The organism is Gordonibacter sp. 28C (assembly GCF_003339845.1).
Taxonomy (GTDB): Bacteria; Actinomycetota; Coriobacteriia; order Coriobacteriales; family Eggerthellaceae; genus Gordonibacter.
Genome location: NZ_PPTR01000004.1, coordinates 81,699 through 103,574, shown reverse-complemented (window position 1 = coordinate 103,574; position 21,876 = coordinate 81,699). Strand labels below are relative to the sequence as shown.

Annotated in this window: 13 protein-coding genes; 1 reads left to right on the top strand and 12 read right to left on the bottom strand. The window is 66.8% G+C overall.

The window, feature by feature from the left end:
- Positions 1 to 187: 187 nt before the first annotated feature.
- Positions 188 to 1,366, top strand: a complete 1,179-nt coding sequence (locus C1878_RS06325; protein ID WP_114600843.1) for an IS110 family transposase — start codon at positions 188 to 190, stop codon at positions 1,364 to 1,366.
- A 243-nt stretch (positions 1,367 to 1,609) separates the two neighbouring features.
- Here the strand turns inward: C1878_RS06325 and C1878_RS06320 are convergent, their stop codons facing one another.
- From C1878_RS06320 to C1878_RS06265, 12 genes are all read right to left on the bottom strand, one after another.
- On the bottom strand, positions 1,610 to 7,276 hold the full coding sequence (locus C1878_RS06320) for a SpaA isopeptide-forming pilin-related protein (RefSeq protein WP_114600842.1): 5,667 nt from the start codon (positions 7,274 to 7,276) through the stop codon (positions 1,610 to 1,612).
- Positions 7,277 to 7,423: 147 nt separating this feature from the next.
- Entirely contained in the window at positions 7,424 to 7,744 is a 321-nt protein-coding gene (locus tag C1878_RS16985; RefSeq protein ID WP_015760270.1) for a helix-turn-helix domain-containing protein, read from the bottom strand.
- Positions 7,745 to 7,747: 3 nt separating this feature from the next.
- Positions 7,748 to 9,973, bottom strand: coding sequence for a DNA topoisomerase (locus C1878_RS06310; RefSeq protein WP_114557730.1), 2,226 nt, complete (start codon positions 9,971 to 9,973; stop codon positions 7,748 to 7,750).
- A gap of 11 nt (positions 9,974 to 9,984) precedes the next feature.
- A complete protein-coding gene (locus C1878_RS06305; protein ID WP_114554670.1) occupies positions 9,985 to 10,875 on the bottom strand; it encodes a hypothetical protein in 891 nt (296 codons plus the stop codon).
- Between the two features lie 26 nt (positions 10,876 to 10,901).
- Positions 10,902 to 12,689 carry a peptidoglycan amidohydrolase family protein gene (locus C1878_RS06300; RefSeq protein WP_147272917.1) on the bottom strand — a complete coding sequence of 596 codons (1,788 nt, stop codon included), beginning with the start codon at positions 12,687 to 12,689 and terminating at the stop codon, positions 10,902 to 10,904.
- 13 nt (positions 12,690 to 12,702) lie between these two features.
- Entirely contained in the window at positions 12,703 to 15,942 is a 3,240-nt protein-coding gene (locus C1878_RS06295; RefSeq protein WP_114557731.1) for a VirB4-like conjugal transfer ATPase, CD1110 family, read from the bottom strand.
- Positions 15,943 to 15,961: 19 nt separating this feature from the next.
- Entirely contained in the window at positions 15,962 to 16,378 is a 417-nt protein-coding gene (locus C1878_RS06290; RefSeq protein WP_015540156.1) for a PrgI family protein, read from the bottom strand.
- Positions 16,378 to 17,595 (bottom strand): hypothetical protein, encoded by a 1,218-nt coding sequence (locus tag C1878_RS06285; RefSeq protein WP_147271909.1) that lies wholly within the window; start codon positions 17,593 to 17,595, stop codon positions 16,378 to 16,380. Before C1878_RS06285 ends, C1878_RS06290 begins: the two co-directional genes overlap by 1 nt.
- 21 nt (positions 17,596 to 17,616) lie before the next feature.
- Entirely contained in the window at positions 17,617 to 17,832 is a 216-nt protein-coding gene (locus tag C1878_RS06280; protein ID WP_015540155.1) for a hypothetical protein, read from the bottom strand.
- A 114-nt stretch (positions 17,833 to 17,946) separates the two neighbouring features.
- A complete protein-coding gene (locus tag C1878_RS06275) occupies positions 17,947 to 19,980 on the bottom strand; it encodes a VirD4-like conjugal transfer protein, CD1115 family (RefSeq protein WP_158539744.1) in 2,034 nt (677 codons plus the stop codon).
- Positions 19,981 to 19,984: 4 nt separating this feature from the next.
- Positions 19,985 to 20,728, bottom strand: coding sequence for a hypothetical protein (locus C1878_RS06270; protein ID WP_114526772.1), 744 nt, complete (start codon positions 20,726 to 20,728; stop codon positions 19,985 to 19,987).
- On the bottom strand, positions 20,725 to 21,792 hold the full coding sequence (locus C1878_RS06265) for a hypothetical protein (RefSeq protein WP_114600839.1): 1,068 nt from the start codon (positions 21,790 to 21,792) through the stop codon (positions 20,725 to 20,727). The genes C1878_RS06270 and C1878_RS06265 overlap by 4 nt, the downstream gene beginning before the upstream one ends.
- Positions 21,793 to 21,876 lie beyond the last annotated feature (84 nt).

Below are 21,876 nucleotides of genomic sequence, written 5' to 3'. Positions count from 1 at the left end.
GCCGTCATGGCGTGTGAGAGCTTTCGCATCTCGGCAAGGAGGGTGGCATCCTGCCCCGTTCAGGCGAGGCCGCGGATTAGCTGGATGAAGGGGCGGGCGCCCACTTCGGGTCTCTTTTGGGAGGTTGCGGTCCTGGACGGACAAGGCAGAGGCCCCACCATGGCAACCGGAGAGAGGAGATGCCGCGATGATCTATGCAGGCGTGGATATCGCCAAGGCGGACCACGTGGTCGGCGCCGTGGGCGAGACGGGCGACGAGGTCGCGAAGCCGATGCCCTTCAAGAACTCCAAGGAGGGCTTCGAGAGGTGCGTCGCATGGCTCGAGGGCGTCGCCGAGACGCAAGACGACGTGGTCGTCGGCATGGAGGCCACCGGCCACTACTGGCAGGCCTGCTTCTCGTACCTGACGTCTTGCGGCTACCGCGTGGCCGTGATAAACCCCATGCAGGTGAAGGCGGTGCGCAGGCTCAAGAGCCTCTCGAAGGTCAAGAACGACCGCATCGACAGCGTCGTCATCGCCGAGACGCTGCGAATCGGGAACTTCGACGAGACCGCGCTCGCCACAGACGAGCTGCAGTCCCTGAAGACCCTCACGCGCTACCGGCAGTCGCTCAAAGAGCAGATCGCGGCCGTGAAGACCCATGTCGTATGCCTCATGGACACCTACTTCCCCGAGTACGACGGCATCTTCTCCAACATGTTCGGGAAGGCGTCGCTTGCGGTGCTCGCCAAGTGCCCCCTCCCCGCCGACATCGCCCGCGTGCGGGAATCCACCCTCGAGAAGATCGTAACGGAGGCGTCGCATGGCAGAAGCGGCGCCAGGCAAGCGGCCAAGATCAAGGAGCGGGCCAAAGCCTCCATCGGGTTCACCCTCGGCTCCGAGGCCGCGTCCTTCGAGATCAGATCCTACATCTCCCAGATCGGGTTTCTGCTTGCGCGCATCGCCGAGGCTGACGGGAGGATAGCCGTGCTGCTCGAGGCAATCGAGCCTTTGATCCTCACGGTCCCGGGGATATCGACCACGACGGGCGCGCAGATAGTCGCCGAGATAGGAGACGTCTCCAGGTTCAAAAACGCCGCCGCCATCGTGAGCTACGCCGGCATCAACTCGTCTGTCAACCAGTCCGGGAAGTTCGAGCTGGAAGGCGGATCGATCACGAAGCACGGCTCGCCGTACTTGAGGCGGGCGCTCTACCTTGCAGCCCAAGGGGCATATCGGCTGGATCCCGGCCTGCGCGCCTTCTACGACAAGAAGAGAAGCGAGGGCAAGTGCCACAGGGTCGCCGTGATGGCCGTAGCCAGAAAGCTTTGCCACATCATCTATGCGATCCTGCGCGATCAAGCCCCGTTCGAGTCGCGGGGCTAAAGACCTGCCAGCACCTCTTTCCGCGCAAACCCTGCGGGGTCTCGGCTCATTGCGCCTAAAAGCATTCAATATTCAGCTGTCAAAGTGCAAAATCCAATAAAACTTGCTCACCTAAAACTTCTTAAGGATTCTCTATCCAGGCCTTGACTTCATATAGCTGGTCTCCTTGGGGATGTCAAGCGAAGGGGCCCGGCGCGGATATGCGTCGGGCCCCGGTCGAGGGCTATCTATCGGGCCCTGTTCTCAGTAGCGGTCGCGGTAGCTGTCCCGGTATCCGTCATCGTACCCATAGGGGTCGCGGTCGTAACCGTCGGTATAGCGGTCGTCGCGGTATTCGCGCTCGCGCGCGTCTTCCTCATATCCGTCATCCTCGCCGTCTGCGGGAGCGGGGTCCGGATAGGCGTGGCAGCGGCGGTAGATGAGCGCCGCGGCTGCCGCCGCCGCGGCGGCGAGGGTCGCGGCGAGGCCGATGATGACGTTGCGGCCGGTCTGGTCGAGGTTGGTCGGGGGCGCCGTGACGGCCTTCGCCGTCTGGGTCACCTGGTCCTCGTCATGGTCCTCGAGGCCGTCGCCGCCGCCGTTGCGGGTGAGGTCCACGCGGGCGTAGTTGTCGAGCGAGGTGCCGGCGGTGTAGCCGTCGGTGGCCTTCATGCGCACGATGGCGGGCGCATAGGCCGTCCCGGTCCCCGTGCCGGAATCGTCGGTATGGGAGCCGTTTTCGGCGGCGGTGTCCTCGGCGCTGGCGATGTCGTCATGGACGTCCTTGATGCCCTCGCGGTCCCAGCCGCCGTCACGGGTGGTGAAGCCCTGCTCCACGCGGCCGTACTCGAAGCGGATCGCGGTGACGTGCTCGCCCTCCTCGAGGCCGAGGTCTGCCACGGCGAGCTCGGTGGCCTCGGTCGTGGGCACGTCGGCGCGCCAGAGCTTCCACCCGGTGAAGTCGACGGCTCGGCCGTCCTCACCAAGGGTGGAGGCGGTGGCCTCGTCGGACAGCCAGGGGTTCTCATGGCCGTCGGTGAGGGTTGCGTTGGCACTCGACTCGTCGACGTGGTCATCGGGCGTCTTGTCGGTCCTGTACCAGACGTTCATCTTGCCGTCGTAGTCCTCGAGGGCCTGCGGCGTGGTGATCGATGTGAGCTGAGCACGGCCGTCGACGGCGGCGGTCAGGTCGTCCTCGACCGTGAACTCGTCGGTCCAGGTGTTCGACGTCGAGCGGAAGTCGATGGTGTAGGCATAGGAGCCGTCATCGGATGCCTTGGTCTCGGCGGTGTTCAGGCCGTCGCCGTTGGCATCGGTGTCCTTGGCGGTGGGGTCGGCGATCTCCTGTCGCTTGTCGATCTCGCCGCTGATGGAGATGGGCGAGTCGTACATCGTGACGGTCTGGACCTCGCCGGTCTTCCTCACCTCGAACTCGATGCTCTCGGCCTGGTCGTAGGCGGTCGGCGTGCGCTGTTCGGTGAGCGTGTACTTGCCGGGTGCGAGCGCATCGATCTCGTGATCCTCGGTGGTCGAGGTCCATGAGTCGATGGTCGTGCCCTCGGAATCGGTGACGGTGAGCTTGGCGCCCTCGATCTCGGACTCGTCGGTGATGTCGCGCTTGGAGATGCGGACCTTGGTGTAGTCGTCCTCGAAGGCCGCCTGGCCGGAGTCCCGGCCATCGATTCGGCCGTCGGCGCCGACGGTGAAGGTCTTGATCCCCGGCGCCTCGACGTATCCGGCGGGCGCCTCGATCTCGGCGACGCGGTACGTGCCGGGCGCGAGGTGCAGGAAGTCAGTCGAGCCGTCGGCGCCGGTCACGCCCTCTGTGGCGCTCTTGCCCTCCTTGAGCAGGACGGGCACCCGGCGGGCGCGGCCGCCGCTGACCAAGATGTAGGTCGGCCCGTCCCCGTCGATCTCGACCTGTCCGGCGGCTTTGCCGGCGACGGTCAGGTCGTATGTGCCGAGCCCAAGGTCGAGGGCCACGTATGCCGAATTGGCCTCGGACCAGGCGAGCTTGATGGCGGGCATGGCGTAACCGTCGTCGGAAAGGACGGCATGATTGCCGAGCAGGCCGCCCGCGACCTTGGCGGTATAGGCCTTGCCGGCCTCGATCTCGACTTCCGCTCCCTCGAGCGTCTTGCCGTCCTGGGTGGCGGTCAGGGTGTACGTACCGGGTTTCATATCGATGGCATCGGGCCCGAGCTGGGTTTCCAGGCCGTCGGCGGATTTGAGGACGAGGGAGGTTCCGTCATCGGCCTCGGATTTGACGTTTGCGGTGGATACGGCCTTCCTGATGGAGACCTCGCTTCCGGCCTCGGCGCGCACGGCGAGGTTGCCGGCGGCGCTGCCGATCGAGATCTCGTCGTCGGTGTTCCAGGCCTGGAACTTCGCTCCGGGAAGCGGCGTGTCGGCGCCCATGACGGTCTTATCGACCTCGAACTTCACCGCAGCGTCGGACTGGTCGGATGCGGCTTTCACCTCGGCGGTGGCGCCGTCCTTGTAGGAGAGGGTGAACGCCACGGGCGTCTCGTCGATCACATGGCCCGAGGGGGGCTTGGTCTCGATGAAGGCGTAGGCCACCGAGCCGCTGCCGAGGTAGAGTTCCTTGGTGGTGGCGCGGCCGTCCTGCCCGGTCTTCACATGGTCGACGACGTCTCCGGCCGCGGCGCGCACGGTGCCGTCGGGGGACACGATGTCTTGCTGCGCCACGACGTCGTACTCTGCGCCCTGAAGAGCCTCGCCGTCATGCGAGCATGTCTTCGTGATGGTCGCCTTGCCCTTCGCCTGCTTGTCTGAGACCTTGATGACGGTCACGGGGGAGGCCTTCTTGTAGTCCTTGGGGACCTCGAAGCCGACTGCATCGCCGTTGACGGTGTAGGGCGCCACGGCGGAGACCTCCTTGATGGAGTACTTGCCGGACTTGAGGCGCTGCGGGATCGTGACCTGCCCGGCGTCGTCGGTCGTGAAGGTGTCGACGGTGCCGTTGACGTCGTAGGGGTCGGCGAAGCTCATGGTCTCGCCGTTCGAGTCGAGCACTTGGAACTTGAAGCCGGAGAGGGGCACGGTGTTCCCGGTCTCGGCATCGGTCTTGACGATCTGGATGCGGCTGTTGAGCGTCTTGTCGATGACGGAGTAGTATTTCGTGGTGCCGTCCACGAGGTCGTCGGCCGAGATCGTCCAGTCGTCCACATGGTCGAAGCCCTCGGGCACCGTGGAATCGACCTCGCGGATCGTATAGCCCGCCGCGTCATAGGGCACGGCGCCGGAGATGCCGGCGTTGCGCTTGCCAGAGCCGAACCACGGGCGCGCCGGGTCGTCGGTCTTGGCCTCGGAGACGGAGATCTCGTCGCAGGTGGCCGCGTCCTTGGTGGACGCGAAGCCGGCATCGTTGGTCGTCAGGGTTCCGACGACCTCATTGGTGGTATTCGAGATGATCTGGAATTGGACGCCCGTCGCGGCATTTCCCTGGCCGTCGTCGGATTCCCAGCTGTCGTCCTCGCCGCCCTTGGTCTTGGCGATCTCGATATCGAACGAAATCGGGTTCTCGGAGAAGTCGTTCTCAGGCTCGAGCTCAAATATGCCTTCTGCGCGAGGGTCATCGCGACTAATCGTATATTTATGAACAGTAGTGTCCAGCTTGTAGCCGGCAGGTGCTTTGGTTTCGGTTACAGTCAGCTCTCCAAGGGGAACATCGCGAATAACCGCATAACCGTTTTCGTCGGTTGTGACGGTCACGGGTCCCCATGAGGGCGATGACAGGGATGCAATCGAGTACTCGGCACCCTTGAGCGAAGCGCCGGATTGTGCCCCGCCGAGCGTAGCCGAGTCCTTCTTATTGATTTTGATGCGCACCGTGCCAGGGTCGTCCTTCAGCTGCTCGGTCCCGGCGGAGTTGCCGGTCCTGAAGGCGATATGCCCCTTGTGGAGCGTATAGCCCGCGGGCGCCTTGGTCTCGACGGCGTAATAGGCCTGGTTGGGCTCGAGGTCGAGTGCGGCATTGCCAGATGCGTCGGTGACGATATGCGACACGAGCGCGTTGTCGGAGGAGCGGTAGATGTCGTACTCGGCGCCCTCGACGGAGTACTCGGAGTTGCCGTCGGTGATGGAGACGTTTGCCGAGCACTTGGAGAAGGTGTAGCGGACCTTGTTGAGCTTCCACTTGATCTTGAAGAAGCCGGCGCCGGCCTGCGTGAAGGTGGTCGGGACGGTGACGCCGATGATGGCCTCGTCGCCGTTGACGGCGGCGATGCGCACGGTCTGGCCGTAGTCGTCGTCGGTGTGGACGGCCTGGTTGTAGGAGGCGTCGAGCTGGCCGGAGGGGTTCACGCCGACGTGTCCGCAGGTGAGGTCGACGCTCGTTGCGTTGGGGATGGTCACGCCGGAGACCGTCTGCGCGGCGATCGTGCAGGAGCGCTCGATGGACCAGGCTCCGGACTGGAGGGCGGAGACGTCGACGTTCTGCGTGCCGAGCGCCTGGTAGATCGTCTTGGCCTCGTAGCGCCCGCCGGACGGGTTCTCGACCGCCGGCAGGGTGGCGCCGGTGCGGGCGCCGGTGTACTTGTTGTGGCCGGCGGTATGGAAGGACATGCCGGCCCAGGGCGCGGACTGGAACTCCCAGGTTCCGATGTTGTTCACGTTGCCGGCGAAGGCCTCGGTGGCGAGGGAAGAGAGCCACGATCCGACGTTCTTCTCGGCATCGTTGGCGAGCTTGATGTCGACGCTGCGCACGCCGGCTGCGGCGATGAGGATGTCGAGCGTGCCGGTGTCCTTGTCATAGGTCCACATATCGAGGTCGCGCGTGTACTCGATGCCGTTGACGGTGACCGACTCGATCGTGGCGTCGGAGATCGACTTGCGGGCGGCCTTGTCGCGGGCGAGCGCGATCTGGGTGTCGGGGGACGAGACGTCGACCGAGGCGGTTCCGGATTTGGCTGCGCGGCCGTCCACGTTCTCGGCCTCGACCTTCACGGGGAAGGTGTTCACCGCGCCCTTGTCGGACGTGGCGTAGAGGAGCTGGATGCGGGAGGACGCGACCTTGTACTCGCCGGCAGAGTTCTTGACCGTGTACTTCTTGGGCACGTACACGAGCCCCGTGGCCGCGTCGAACTTGAAGCCGCGGCGCATGGCGGCGTCGGCGTTGTTCTCCGAGGCGCCCCAGTCGGCCAGCGTCGCGCCCGAGATGTCGGAGCCGGCGCGGCCCACGAGGTAGTCGGACGAGTCGTCGAGGTCGTACAGCACGGCATGGCTCACGGCGTTGGATTTCAGCGCGTCGCTGTAGTCGCCCATGCCGTCGCCGTCCGCGTCGGCCCACAGGCCGTCGAGCGTCGGCGATGCGGCCTTGGCGGAATCGATCGTGGTGGTGGTGACGGTCAGCACGTCGCGGCGCTCGAACTTGTCGAGGCCCGAGAGCGATTCGTCCAGGTTGGCCTTGATGTAGGCCTTGTCCGAGGCCTCCTTGGCCAGTTTGGCCGAAGCCTCGGTGGCGACGGCCTCGAGTGCCGCCGAGCCGTTGGAGCCGTCTTCGTAGAACGCGCACGTCACGGTGGTGTCGGTCTCGGCCTTGAAGGTGGCGCGCCCGTCCACGACGTCGACCTTGGAGGCCGCCGAGCCGTCCGTCCCGAAGGTCGTGATCGAGTCGGCGAACCAGCCGTCGTCGGCCGTGACCTCGACGGTGACGTTCGACCCCTTGTCGACCTGGACCGTGTCGCTCTCGGCGTCCTCGCCGGCGATGGCGAGCCGGCCGTGATCGCCTGCGGCGAGGGTCACGGTGACGGTCTCGGGTTCTGCCGCCGCCTCCGCCCATGCGCTCGGCACGGCGGGGGCGACCAGGCCGAGCGCCTGGCTCAAGGCGAAGACGATGGACAGGGCGCCCACCCCGAGGCGCCCGAGCTTCGCGCGGGCGGTATGCCCGCCGTTGCCTGCATGCTTCATCTCGGCATCATCCTTTCCATGTCCTTGGCGCCGGCCGGGAGGTCCCGGCGCGGCGCCCGTAATCTGAGATATGTTACCCAGCCGGTTGCCGGTCTACACCGGTGACCGCCCGGACTTTCCGAACGGGAAGCGCACCTCCCCTTGCTCCTACGCCCCCGCGCCGCCCTGGGATGCGTCCCGGTAGTCGCCCTGGGGCGAGGCCTTGAGGCCGAGCAGGTAGTCGGCCGACACGTTGAGCGTCAGCGAGAGGCGCACGATCGCGTCGAGCGTGGGCGTGCGCTGGCCGTGGAGCGTCCTCGAGATGACCGCCTCGGACACGCCGGAGAACTCCGCGAGCTTCCTGGCGGTCATGGCGCGCCCCTCGAGCGCCGCGGCGAGCCGGCGCTGGCAGGTCGCGCGCAGCGCCGGGTTGATGTCGAGCTCGGCGAGGGGTACGCAGCCGTCCCCGTCGCGCGTGACGGCGGCCATGGCCTACCGCTTCCCGCCGCGACGCCGCGAGCCCGTGCGGCCGGCGCTCCCGCCCGGCTTCTCGCTCCGGCAGAACTCGACGAACCCGGTATAGGGCGCCGCTCCGAGCTTCGCGTCGGTGTCGAACGTGTCGCTGCCGTCCTTCTTCGACAGGCCGGTGAGGTGGACCGTCCCTCCCGACAGGATCGACTTGGCCTGCGACTTGGTGAGCTTCCTGCCGTTCTGGACGATGTTGAGCTTCACGCCGCAGCCCTGGAGCAGCCGCCAGCCCTCCTCCTTGCCGGCCCATTTCGACGACGAGCACTGCCACTGCCTGCCGCTGCGCGACAGCACGATCGGCGCTCCGCAGGCCGGGCACCGGCACAGCTCCTCGCGGCCGGAGACGGCCGCGGCCTGCGCGGGGTCGAAGCCGCGCTCGAGGTCGGACACGACCGCGGCCGTGTAGCCCTCGATGCCGGAGAGGAAGTCGGACAGCGACCCCTCTCCCCGCTCGACGTGCGACAGGGACAGCTCCCACTTCGCGGTGAGCTCGGGGGTCTTGAGCGAATCGCACACGATGTCGATCAGCGTCTCGCCGCGCTCGGTGGCGGAGAGGGTCTTGCCGCGGCGGCGGATGTACTTCGCCTCGATCAGCTTCTCGATCATGCGGGCGCGGGTGGCTGGCGTTCCCAGGCCGCCCGAGTGCATCGAATCGTCCTCGATGGCAGCCTTCAGCTCGCGGTCCTCGATGGACCGGCCGGCGTGCTCCATGGCCGACAGCAGCGTCGCGTCCGTGTAGGGCTTCGGCGGGGTCGTCTTGCCGTCCTTCACGCGAACGTCGCCATCGGCGACGGTGAAGGAGTCGCCCTGCTCGATGTCGGCGGGGATGTCCTGCGCCTCGTCGTCCTCGTCCTCGGCGGCCTTGCCGCCGCCCGCAAGCGCGTCACGGCACGCCTCGTCCACGGCGATCCAGGAAGCGTCCGTGACGGTGCTTCCCGAGGCCGTGTAGGCGTCTCCGTTGATCTCGCCCTCGACCTTGGTCTTGAGCTTCGTCGCGGGGTCCATGGTGGCGGCCATGAGGCGGCAGCAGATGAGGATGGCCACGGAGCGCTCTGCGCCATCGAGCTTGGCCATCTCCTTGGCGTCGAGCAGCGCCGTGGGCAGGATCGCGCCGTGGCCGTGGACCTTCGAGTCGTCGGCCACGCGGGCGACGTCGGAGCGCGACGCGTCGAACCCGGCCGCGGCGGCCTCGCCGACGATTCCCGGCACCGCGATGGCTGAGAGCACGCGGGTCGTCTCGGGGATGTCGGACTCGCCGATGTAGCGGCTCTCGGTCCTGGGATATGTCGCCAGCTTCTTCTCGTACAGCGTTTGCAGCGCGTTCAGCGTTTCCTCCGCGGTGAGGCCCGCGCGCGTCGATGCGTCGCGTTGCAGCCCGGTGAGGTCGTAGAGCTTGGGCGCGCGGCACTTCTCCTGCCTGCGCTCGACCTTCAGGATCGCGCACTGCGACCCGACGGCCGCATGGGCGCGGCGCTCGGCCTCCTGACGGGTCTTCAGCTTCTCGCCGGCGAGGCGCACGTGCGCCGTCCTGCCGACCGAGCACTCCACCTGGAAGAAGGGGACCGATTTGAAGTCGCGGATCGCGCGGGTCCGCTCGACGACCAGCGCCAGCGTCGGGGTCTGGACGCGGCCGGCGGACAGGCGCGAGCCTTCGTAGAGGCACGATAGGGCGCGCGAGGCGTTGAGGCCCACGAGCCAGTCCGCCTTGGCCCTGCCCTCGGCGGCGTCGGCGAGGCCGTCGTAGTCGGAGAGGGGCTTGGCGTGGGCGAGGTCGGTCCGCACCTGCTCTGGCACGAGCGAGGTGGACCAGAAGCGACGGACGGGCTTCTTGCAGCCGGAATGGGTCCAGACGCGCCGGAAGATGCCCTCGCCCTCGCGGTCGGCGTCGCAGGCGTTCACGACGAGCTCCACGTCGGCGCGGTCGAGCAGCCCTTTCAGGACCTTGTACTGCTCGGGCGCGGTGACGCTCCACCTCCACCGCTCCGGGATCATGGGCAGCTGCGACATCGACCAGTGGCCGGACCACTGCGGGTAGTTCTGGGGGAAGTCGAGGTCGATGATGTGGCCGCGGCACCAGCTGATGAGGTAGCCGCCGCCCTCGATATAGCCGTCGCGGCGCTCGTGGGCGCCGACGGCGTCGGCGATGCCGCGCGCGACGGACGGCTTCTCGGCGATGATGAGTGTAGGCATGCCGCTCCCCCCTACTCGGAGAAGGAGACCGAGCCGGCGGCCATGTCGGCCACGCCTCGGTAGGTCTTCTGGCTCGAGGGCATCCAGACGGTGAACGTGACCGTGCCGTCGTCGTTGTGCGTCACATGGTCGCGGGAGAACAGCGCGGAATCGGCATCGGCGCCGCCCTCCTTCTCCGCGGCGAACGCGCGCCATGCGTCCATGAGCGCGCCGGCGCAGGAGTCGCCGATATACTTGGCGGCCTGCTCGGTGTCGGTGATGGCGAAGGTCTTCTTGGGCGCCGCGGCGCTCTGCTCGGTGGCGTCGGCGTCGGCCGCCGTGTCGGCGCGCGAGTCGATCTGGTCCTGCGCGAGGTCGTCGTTCACGCCGTCCACGCGCTCGAGCAGGGGGAAGACGGTCCAGGTGCCGTCGGCGTAATGCGCCGAGTAGCAGTCGCCGGTGCCCTTCACGCGCATGAACACGACGGTGCCGTTATCGGTGGCCTGGGGCTTCTTCTTGATCGAGACCGTGATCTCGTCGAGCTTGTAGCCGTTGGCGCGCATGGTCGAGGCCACGGCGTCGCAGAAGCTCTCGCGCTTGGTCGCGGTCATGCTCGAGAGCTTGTCGAAGCCCTCGAACCGAACGCCGGAGGTCTCGGACGGGTCCGGCGACGCCTCGACTTTCTTCTCGTCGCCCGCCTCCTTCCCGTCCTGCTCGTCGCCCCCGGCGGCGCTGCCGCCATCGACCGCCTCGGTGGCGTCCTGCTTGCCGCCCTCGTCGCCCGCGGTGCCCGTGCGGGAGCACGAGGCGGCGTCGAGGCCGAAGCCCAGCGCGATCACGCACGCCAGCGCGATCAGGCCGTAGGCCAGCTTCCTCTTGGGGTCGTTCTCGTTGGCCGGGTTGAACCTGTCGGTCATGTTCATGTTCGCTTTCCCTTTCATTCGATGGGCTAGAGGATGCTGCCGCTGTTGACGGACGAGCAGACGCGCTTGCCGCCCCATTCGGCCTTCCAGCTCGAGCTGCCGGGGTTGCCGCTCCTGTAGAAGCGCGACCTCTCCACCTCGAACTCGATGACGTTCTGGCCGTTCGAGTGCCCCCACTTGTTGCATCCCTGGTCGTTGGGGTTCTTCGCGTCGGCGATGACGCACTTGATCACGGTGCCGTCCGACAGGGTGAAGTCCACCTTGTCGCCGACGCGGCCGTACGTCGTCGTGCAGGCGATCAGGTAGCGCCCGTTGTATGTCGCGATATCGTCGTCGTACTTCGCGCCGGCGAGCGCCCACTTGGAGTGGACGGCCGCCTGCGACGTCCCGGCCGCCCATGCGGTGTCACGGCCGTTGACGTAGCAGCCGCGCTGGGTGTAGAAGGTGACGGAGTACCCGCCGTTGCCGTACTGCTCGGGAATGGTGACGCCCGCCCCTCCGGTGGGACGCAGGACCGTGTCCCAGGCGTCGTTCCAGTAGGACCCCAGCGATACCTCGTCTCCCGACGAGTCGCCGTCGGCGCCGTCGAGGTCTTCGTGCGCGCCGTAGTCCTTGCCGTCGCCGGCATAGATCTCCGTGTGCTGCTCGGTGTTGATGAGGATGTCGCCGCGTTGCAGGGAGTCCATCTTCCCGTCCCACTCGACCTTCTCGAAGCCCGCCTTGAGCAGAGGTTCCGCCATGGTGGAGGTGGTGAACGGGTGCGTACCCAGCTGCTCGGTCGTGCAGTAGCCCGAATCGACGAGGCAGTAGTAGACGAACGACGAGCAGTCCATGTTGGGGTTGTGGCAACGCGTGGACTGCGAGTACCCGATGGAGTCGTCGTCGACGTATCGCTGCGCCTGGGCCAGGTAGCCCTCGGCGCTGCCGCCGGAAGAAGATGTGGCGGCGCCGCCGATGACCGCGCTGAGCAGCGACATCCCGACTAGGCAGATAACCGCGGTGCCGCCCACCGCGGCGCCCGCCGCGGCCACGCCGCGCCAGCCGAAGACGGTGTTCGTGACGGTCGCCTTGGTGCGGCGCAGCTGCATGAGCTTGCCGCGGATGCCGGAGGTGTTCGTCCCGGCGAGCCGGCCCGCCTTGGCGCCGAGCCGTCCCGCCTTGTTCTCGAGCCGCTTCTGCTTGAGGTTGATCCAGCGCCCGAGCAGGGACTTGTCTGACATCCCGGCGCGTCGCATGGTGTCGGCGCGCTTCCTCTTGTGCTCCAGCTGGTCGAGCACCTTGTCCTGCTTGGCGAGGGCCTTCTTCGATTTCGCGTCCCAGCGGGCCATGCGCCTGCGGGCCCGTCCCGCCGGCAGCCTGTCGGCGACGGCCTTTCCCTCGCGGTACAGGTTGCGCGGGTCGGCCTGGGTCATCGCCGCGTTGGCGACGGTGTCGGCGGCGCGCGCCCCCTCGTCGGCGATCTGGGCGTTGCCGTCGGAAAGGCCGATGGCCGCGCTCATCTCCAGCGCCGCGCGGGGGCTGTGCAGGACGCCCTTCGCGGCCCCTTTGGCTGCGCCTTTCGCCGCGCCCTCGGCGGCTCCCTTCGCCGCGCCGAGGGCGTTGCCGACGGACTCGCTGACGCGGTCCTTGAACACGGACCTTGCGGCCTCCCCGCGCGTGAGCTCGGGGAGGGCCGATTCCTTGTAGGGCGCGACGGCCCGCTGCCTGTATGCGGGGCCGTCGTGCTGCACGGCATACTCGAGGGAGGAGTGCTTGACCTTCTCCATCTCTAGCGGGCTCGCCTTGTCGGTGACGGTGGGCTTCTCGTCTGCCATGGCTCGGGTCACGCTACCCGCGGCGGGCGCCGTCGCCGCGCCCGTCCTCGTTGGAGTACTGGATCAGGTCGTCGAGCTTGGTGGTGACCATGCGGTAGATGGCCGAGTCCGTCGGGATGCGGTTCTCGAACGGGATGATCTTGCCGCCGGCGACCAGCAGGCCCTCTCCGGGCCCGGCGTTGCGCATCATCGCGACCTGGCGCTCGGAGAGCTTGATGACCTCGCCCAGCGCCGCGGCGTCCGATGCGGACTGGCCGAGCAGCACCAGGAAGTCGGAGTTAGCCAGCATCAGGCGGCTCTTCTCGTTGTTGATGATGCGCTCGATGTTCTGCGTGATGCCGGTCGGGATGGCGCCGTACTTGCGCGAGCGGGTCCAGAGCTGGTCGAAGTACGAGATCGCGTAGTCGTTCTCGAAGAGCAGCTGCATCTCGTCGATGAACACCCAGGTGCGGACGTGGCGCTCGCGGTTGCGCACGATGCGGTTCCACGTCTGGTCGAGCAGGATCAGCAGCGCCAGGCCCTTCATGTTGTCGGCGCAGTCGCGGATGTCGTAGACGACGAAGCGCTTGTGCGTGTTCACGTTGGTCGGGTGGTTGAACAGCGAGGCCTGGCCGGTGACGTAGCGCTCGATGGTGACGGCGAGCATGCGTCCCTCGGGCTCGGGCTGCTGGTTGAGCATGTTGTAGAAGTCGATCAGCGTGGGGATGTCGCGCTGGTCGTGGGTGGCGAAGTAGCGGTCGTAGATGCGCGAGACGCAGCGGTCCACGAGGGTCTTCTGCATCGGCGAGAGGTTCTTGGCCATCATCTCGACCATCGACATGATGGCGTCGACCTTCATCGCGAGCGGCTGTTCGCCCTCCACGAGCTCGAGATCGAACGGGTTGATATAGGTATGCGAGTCTCCGGAGATCTGGACGACCTCGCCGTCCATCTCGCGCGCGACGTTGATGTACTCGCGCTCGGGGTCGAGCACGATGACCTCGGCGGTGGGGTCGGTGAGAAGCGTCCACAGGATCGTGTTCTTGGCCGTCACCGACTTGCCGCGGCCCGGCTTGCCCAGGATGAAGCCGTTGGGCGCGACGGCGTCGCGGCGGTTGTAGAAGATGAAGTTCTTGGACGTCTGGTTCTGGCCCATCCACATGCCGCCGCGCTCCATGAGCTCGACCGACGTGAACGGCACGAGCGCCGCGAGCGGGGCGGTCGTGAGGTTTCGCACGTAGGGGATGTCGCAGCGGCCCGTGGGCAGCATCGCGGCGAAACCCTGTCGCTGGAGCTTCACGAGGGGCACTGCGCGGCAGGTGAATCGGCGGAACACGTCCTGGATGGCCCCGGAGTTCTCGTCGCAGTCCTCGAGCGAGTCCGCCCAGGTCATGGTGGTGCAGGTGAGCGACCACATCTTCTGGTCGCGGCTCACGAGGTCGTCGCGCAGGTCGCGGGCGTTCTCCATGGCGTCCTGGAGGTTGGTCGGCAGCATCTCGTCGGTGATGTACATGGTCTGGGAGTGCTTGAGCACGTAGTCGGACTTCTGCACCTTGAGATCGGTGTTCATCGACTCGATGGTCTCGATGGCGCGCGACTGCTCCCAGCTCGTCATGTCGAGCGTGATCACCTGGTTGATGGGCAGCTCCGCCAGGCTCGAGATCATGTCGGAGCGCACCGAGCCCGCCCATTTCTGGAGGTAGAGCGCCTGGCCCGTGACGCCGTTCCATGAGATATGGGTGTCGTCGATCTTGGTGAGGTCGGCGGGCGCGACGAGGTCCTTGGTGGTGTAGCCGAGCTGGATGGCGCTCACGCCGTGCTCGTCGGTGACCTTCAGGTCGTCGAACGAGACGAAGCCGCGCGGGTCGCGCGGGTTGGTGATCGAGTCGATGATGCGCAGAAGCTCGTTTCCGCGGACCTCCTCCGAGTTGACCCCCATGTTCTTGAGCGAGCGCATGACCTGCTCGGTCGCGCGGGCGAGCAGCGGGGACGCCTGCTCGCGGGTCGGCGCCTCGACGGTCACGATGAACAGCCGGCGCCTCTCGACGTTCTGCTGCGTCTCGGCGACCTTGCTCTCGATGATCTGGTTGATGTCGCGGCGGAAGCGGTTGCCGGCGTAGTCGCCCTCGACGGGCGGCAGGAAGGCGTCCTCGCGGAACGCGTCTCGGTCGATGACGCGGCACAGGATCTTGACCTGGAGGTGCACGGTGTTGTCGAACGTGTTGAGAAGTTCGGACCAGTTCTCGTAGATCTCGCGCTGCTCGGACTCGCGCGCCGCCTGGAAGCTGGCGTCCTGGAACTCCACGACGCGGCTGTAGACGCCCTGCTGGAGCTTGACGGTGCCGTCCTCGCACAGGAGCTCATAGCCGAGCGCGTCCTGCGTGCACTTGTCCGCGCGCAGGACGAGGGTGCCAGGGTAGTCCTCGGTCGGCAGAAGGCGCTTCATGCCCTTCTTCTTTCCCGCCTTCTCCGCGGCGCGCTCGCGGCGCTTTCGGGCTTTCGCGGCCTTCGCGTTGAGCTTCTGCTGGCGGCGGGCGTCGCGGCCCTCGGCGCGGACGTCCTCGCGGCTCTCCTCGCGCTGCCCGCGCTGTCCGCGGCCGTCCGCGTCATCTGCGCGGCCCGCGTCGCGGTAGTCATTGTAGGGGTCGCGGGCCGGCTGGGGCGCAGGCTCGCGGTATGACGGTGCGCTCGGGCGCGCCGGGGTCTGGCTCTGGCGGCAGTAGTCCTCGTAGGGGTCGCGCGAGGTGTCCGCATATGCGTTCTTCCCGTAGGCGTAGGCGTCGGACTCGCCGGATGCGGCGGGCTCCCCGTAGGGGTCGCGGGCGGCAGGGCCCTGCCCGCCACGGCCCGGGGTGGGGCGGTAGTAGTCCTCATATGGGTCGCGGGCCGGTTGGGGCGCAGGCTCGCGGTATGCCTGCGCGCTCGGGCGTGCCGGGGCCTGGCGGTAGTAGTCCTCGTAGGGGTCGCGGGCGGGGGATGCCGGGGATTCGGCGGCCTCCTCGCGGCCGTATGCGAACGGCGGCTCCGGGCTCTGTGAGACCTGTGAGACCTGCTCGTGGGCCCCGCGGGCGGCCGGCTGCGGGGCCGCGGACACGGGGATGTCCTCAGCTCGGTATGCCGGCGAGGGCGCAGGCGCCGCGGGCGGCGCGGACTGGATGGCGGGCATGGTCGCGGTGGCGGTGGCAGACGGCGCGGGCGCGGCCAAGGGCGTGCCGCAGTAGGGGCACACCGCGGTGCCGTCCACGAGCTCGCAGTTGCAGTTGGGGCAGATCATGTGGTTTTCTCCGTTTTCTCTATGCCTCGGCCTCGGCGTCGGCCTCAAGCGCCGCCGCCTTCTCCGCTTTGGTCTCCTTCTTGGGCCTCTTGCCGGCTTTCGCCTTGGCGGAGGCGCGGTCGCCGTGCGGCGAGAGCGTCGGCGCGGCGAACAGGGCGACCTTCGGCCAGTCGCGGTCGGCCTTCCAGATGGCGAACCACTGCTCGAACTTGAGGTCGTGGATGCGCCCGAGGCCGACGAGCCCGATCGCGCCGCAGACGGACATGATCAGCATCAGCCACAGCGTGTTGATCTCGGTGAACGACGAGATCGCCAGCCCCATGCCGGCGGCGGTGATCGCGATGGCCGCTCCGGTCGCGACCTGGCGGTACGTGAAGCCGAACAGCGGCCTGGCCTCGTAGTCCTGGATGTCCTTGCGCAGGATGATCTCTACCATCAGCCCATCGCCCCCATGATCGTGTCCGCTATATGCTTGGATTGCCCGCACAGCGCCGAGAAGCCGAAGCATCCGGCCATGGACGCGAGCAGCGAGACGATGGTCCAGACCGAGTCATCGATGCCGGCATTCGGCTTGGTCGCCAGAAGCGACCCGGCGGCCGAGAAGCAGATCCCGGCGAAGGCGATGATCGTTATGAGAATCGCCGCCTGAAGGCACACGCCGGCGAACTTCTTGAAGTACCCGATGCCGGACGGCCTGGTCTCGCGCGTCGTGAGCATCACGAGCGGGAAGCCGGCGAAGGCCGTCATCAGGTAGATCTCGAACATGCGGGTGATGGTGAGCGTGAGGACCTTGATCAGGCACAGGCCGGTCGAGACGAGGATGACCATCGACACGAGCGCGTAGCCGACCGACCACGCGAACTGGCTGTACCTGATCTCCATCATGGAGAGCATGAAGGAGTTGAAGCCGACGCCGCCGATCTGTCCGGCCGCCAGCGTGTCGGAGACCTTGTTGGCGACCCACAGGAAGACCTCGTACACGCCGCCGCACAGCTGCACGGTATGGCTGATGAGGACCATGACGAGCGAGAACTTGACGATGATCCAGACGTAGTTGCCGGCCATCGAGAAGTGGTCGCCGCGGTTGGTCGAGACCTCCTTGGAGAACTCGAGAAGGGCCCACACGCACGCGAGGCCGAGAAAGCCCACGCAGATCGGCTGGATCACCTTGACCGAGACGTCGGCGGCCGCCGAGTACATCTTGGCGAAATCGGACCCCTCGCCGGTGAAGTCGAGCTTGAGCAGCCCCGACGACGAGATGCATTGCAGCATCGCCTCGCCGCAGTCGACGCAGAAGCTCGCGATGCCCTCGGCGGTGCTGTAGACGAAATAGGAGACCCAGGGCCCTGCGTTTACGACATCGAAACCCGGATACTCCCCGCAGGCGCCCATCATGAGGTCGTCGTCGGTCCACATGGTGTTCGTGGTGATGCTGGGGTCTTTCTTGCGGTCCTTGATCGCCTGGTGGTAGTCGTCCTTGTATTTCGCCTCGAAGCTCTCCTTGGAGGTCTCCACGGCCAGGGCCGGCGATGGGCAGGCCAGTGCGGCCAGGGCCGGCGCGACGAGCGCGAGCGCCAGCACGGCCGCGAGCGCGGCGCGCAAGGGGGCAGAGGGCCCCGCCGCGCGCCTATCTTTTCCCGTTAGAGCAGTCATATGGAGTTCCCTCCGTCGTCCCTACATCGTGGGGAAGGTGAGGTAGCTGCCGCCGACCAGGCCGATGGCCGCCATGGCGCCGCCCAGCGCGATGACCCAGACCGCGCCCTCCTGGGCCTGCGCGTCGTGGGCCTTGCCGCCGGAGACCCAGCGGAAGACGCCCACGGCGGCGGTGATTCCGCCGACGAAGGTGAGGATCTGCCACAGATAGTTCAGGAGCTGGTTGAAGAAAGCCATATGGGGTTTTCCCTTCTGATTCGCGGCGCCGCCCGTGTGGCCTTGGCGCCCTGTTTGACCCGCCGCGGCGGGTGAGATATGACGACCGGCGGGGTCTCCCCCGCCGGGGGCCTCCTACATGAAGAACTCGGGGTCGAAGAACGAACGCGCCTCCTCGATGCGCCAGCGCATCTCCTCGATCTCGGCGCGGTGCGCGCGCTCGCGCTCGCACTTGCGGTCCCAGTTCCAGTCGTCCAGGTTGAACTCGCCGACCTCGCGCAGCTCGTGGTAGCGCGGGTGGTCGATCGTCCTGTACTTCTTGTCGAGGAACGGGAAGGCGTTCTTGATGAACACGATGCAGTCGTCGCCGCTGAACTTCTCGGGGTTGTTGCCGAGGTCGGCCGCGGCCATGAGCTCCTTGCCGATCTTGTTCTCGCTCTCAGACCAGTTGCCCTGGCGGCCGTGCGACTCGCTGCGGTTGCGGACCGTGGCGGTGAACTTGCCCAGGCGCTCGGAGATCTTCTTGTTGGTCTCGAGGTCGCAGCGGCCGAGGAATAGCGTCGTGTCGCAGTTGCCCTCGATGATGTCGGCGTTGTCCTTGTACATCTTCTTGAGCTGCGTGACCGATTGCAGGATGGCCGTGATGTAGATCCAGCGCGAGCGCAGGGTCGCGATCTTGACGTCGAGGTCGGGGATGCGGCCGATGTTGGCGAGCTCGTCGAGGATGCAGTTGATCGGGATCTTGCAGTGGGAGCCGGGGTTCTTGTCGGCGATGGCCGTGTTGACGTCGAACAGCTGGTAGAGCAGCATCGCCAGGATGAAGTTGAATGTCTTGTCGGTATCGGACATGACCAGGAAGAACGCCGTGGGCTCCTGACCGATCATCTCCAGCTCCAGCTCGTCCTCGCTGAAGAACTCGCGGACCGCCGAGACGGCGAACGGCGCCAGGCGGACGTTGCACGACGCGATGACCGAGGCCTCGGTCTCCGGCGAGCCGGAGGTGGACTTGAAGCCCTTGTACTGCTTGATGACGAAGTACTCCTCGGAGGCCTGCGCGGCGGCCTCGTCGCCGCCGTGGTTGGCGACGATCCACTCCTCGAAGCCCTGGAAGCCGTCCTCGGCGGTCGTGCCGAGCATGATGATGTCCAGCGGCGTCTTGGTCTGGCTGGGGTTGTCCTTGCCGGCGAGCTGGAGCAGGTCGAGCATCTGCGGGAACGTCTGGTACTGCGGCTGGTCGGCGTAGAAGTAGAAGAGGTATCCCATGAGCGCCATGTAGAGCTGGCGCTCGGCCTTGACGAAGAAGTCCTCCTTCTCGGCCTCGGCGTTGCCCGACGTGTTCTCCACCAGCAGGTTGACGATCTGCATGATCGAGGTGGAGTCCTGGAGGTAGAGCAGCGGGTTGTAGTGCATCGATTGGTTGATCTGGTCGGGTTTGGTGTTGACGACCTTGAGCTTGTAGCCGTGGCGAAGGAAGAAGTTGCCGTACTGCTTGAGCGTGTCGCCCTTGGGGTCGGTCGTCACGATCGAGCTGTTGAGCTGGAGCAGGTTGGGGCCGACGAAGTTGAAGGTCTTGCCCGATCCGGAGCCTCCGAGCACGTAGACGTGCTTGTTGCGCTCGAGCGCCGGGTCCGGGATCTTCGACATCTGGAGCTCGGCGCGCTCGGACAGGATGATGTTGTCGTCCTCGATCTTCTCGACGTAGTCGGGCTTGGGGTTGGACACCTTGTTCGTCATGCCGAGCTTGGCCTTGATGAAGTCCTTCGGGTTGTTGCGGGCGAAGCGCAGCGCGTCGCGGGTGCGCTGCGGGATGCGGATGGGAACGCGCTTCACGGTCGAGGTGTGCGCGAACTGCTGCATCTCGTCGTCTCGCGCCCAGCGCTGGTTGCCGTACTCCTCGCCGCGCAGCTTCTTCTGCTCCTCGCGCTCGCCGGTCCAGTCGTATTTGGTCATGGCCACCAGCGCGATGGCGCCGAAGGCCAGGAAGAAGAACGGCATCGTGCGGGAGTCGAGGTAGAACGGGTCTTGCAGGATCACGGCCCACTCGGCGACGGTGTGGTTGGAGCCGACGGTGAGCGGGTTGTCGATGAACCAGGCGGCGATGCGGTTGAACATCCAGCCGCACAGCGTGCCGCCGAGGATGAGATAAAGGAATCCCCTGAGGGTGCGCATTGGCCTACTCCTCTTCCGCGGCGCTGCCGCCATCGTCGGGCGCCGCGGCGCGGTGGTAGTGCTTGCCGCCCTCGGTCTCGTCGCCATCCTGGACGCCCGCGGGGGCGGCCATGGGCATCGACAGGGCGAAGAACGTCTTGAGTCGCATCGAGGCGCTGTCGAGCACGCGGTCCGCGATGGCCCCCTGCTCGGAGCGGGCGGGCGGGAACATGGCGAGGAAACCGTCGAGCTCGGTAATGGGGTAGGACCAGCGCGACCCCGCGAGCTTCGTGTAGTTGTAGTCCATGTGGGACATCGCGCGGTCGAGGTAGCTTTCCTCGCCGTCTACGAACCTGTTGCCCTTGATGGCGCCCGCGAGCGCCGCACATCCGCGCGGGTCGGTCGGGGCGGTGCGGGCGCACAGCAGGACCTCGTGGACGTCGAGCGGGTTGACGCGGAAGCCGTCATGGTCCTCGCCGCCGTCGCGGATGGATGCGAGCTCGCCGTCGAGCGCGCAGTACCCGATGACGCAGGCGAGCAGGCGGCGCTCCGCCCGCTCGAGGTATTCCCTCGTGTAGCCGTACTCGCGGGCCGTCTCGGGGAACGCGCTGCGGGAGACGGCCGACGAGAGCGGCGAATAGTACTCGGGGTTGTCGCCGAACTCGAGGACGCCGTCGGCGTCGTATCTGAACGTGTCGGAGCTGCCGCGGGCGACAATCTCGTCGGCCATCGTCGCGCAGGAGGCGGCCAGGGTCTCAAGGTCGATCATCGGTGCATCCCCTCGTTGCGTGCGGGCATGGAGGGCTGCATCTTGCTCTCGGCGATCTTCTTGGCCGCCTTCGTCTGTCCGACGGGGGACTCAGGCGAGGCGGCCCGGGAGTTTCCCAAGGCCTCGCTGAGCAGCGCGGCGTTTTTCTCGGCGGCCGCGGCCTGCTTCGGGTCGATCTTCTTCTTGTTCTCGGAGATGAAGCAGCCGCGGTCGATGGCGGCCTCGAGCACCATGCCGGGCGCGGCCGCGAACGCGGCCCCCTCGGCCTTCATCTCGTTGTAGAACTCCTTGGCTCCGTCCGAGCCGGTCTTCCAGAGCTCGGGTCCCTGGGTGGCGTCGACTTCGGCGCTGGCGACGGGGCGGCCGTTGCGGGTGCATTCGAAGGAGGCCTTGTTCTCGTCGTCCGGGTCGAGGGTCACGCGGTACTGCTCTCGGGAGTGGCCGCCGGCCGACCCGACCCAGCTGTTGCGGCCGTCGCCGGTGCGCTCGAACTCCCAGTTGATGCCGTTGCGCTTGAAGGCGCGGGGATAGCGGTCCTGGTCGTCGCGCTCGATGCCGCGCGCGCACTCCTCGAGCTCCTTGCGGTCCATGCCGAAGGACTCGACGCCGATGTTGATGAGCGCCTGGGTCATGATGTCCATGTCCCGGCCCTGGATGCCGATGGAGACCGCGGGACTTCCGTCCATGGGGTTGACGGTGTCGAATACGGAGAACTTCACTCCGTGGTTCATGAGTTCGCGCTTGAGCTTCTGGATGTCCTCGCGATTGTCGGCGACCGCCCCGGGGAATACCATGGCCTCGCGGTACTGGTCCGGGTTCTGGGCGCGCACGGTCTCGGCGGAGACGATGCCCTTCTCGCCGCGGCCGTCGACCATGTTCGCGGCCCCGTGCGTGAGGGCGCGGGCGAATCTCGCCGGTATGCGGTCGTTCCTGTTGCCGGCCGCGCGGGCTCGCCGCGCCTGGGCCAGGCCCTCGAGCAGGTACTTGATGATTTCTGAGGCTGATTGCACGGCTGCCGTGCCGGTCCTGAACGCGAGCTGTACCGCCTCGTCTTCTGCTGCCATTTCTTCTGACCCCTTCTGTAGAGCAGGTGTGGATATGGGCCTGCTGGGGTCAGGTGGCGTGGCCGGGGTCGGCGGAAGGTCAGG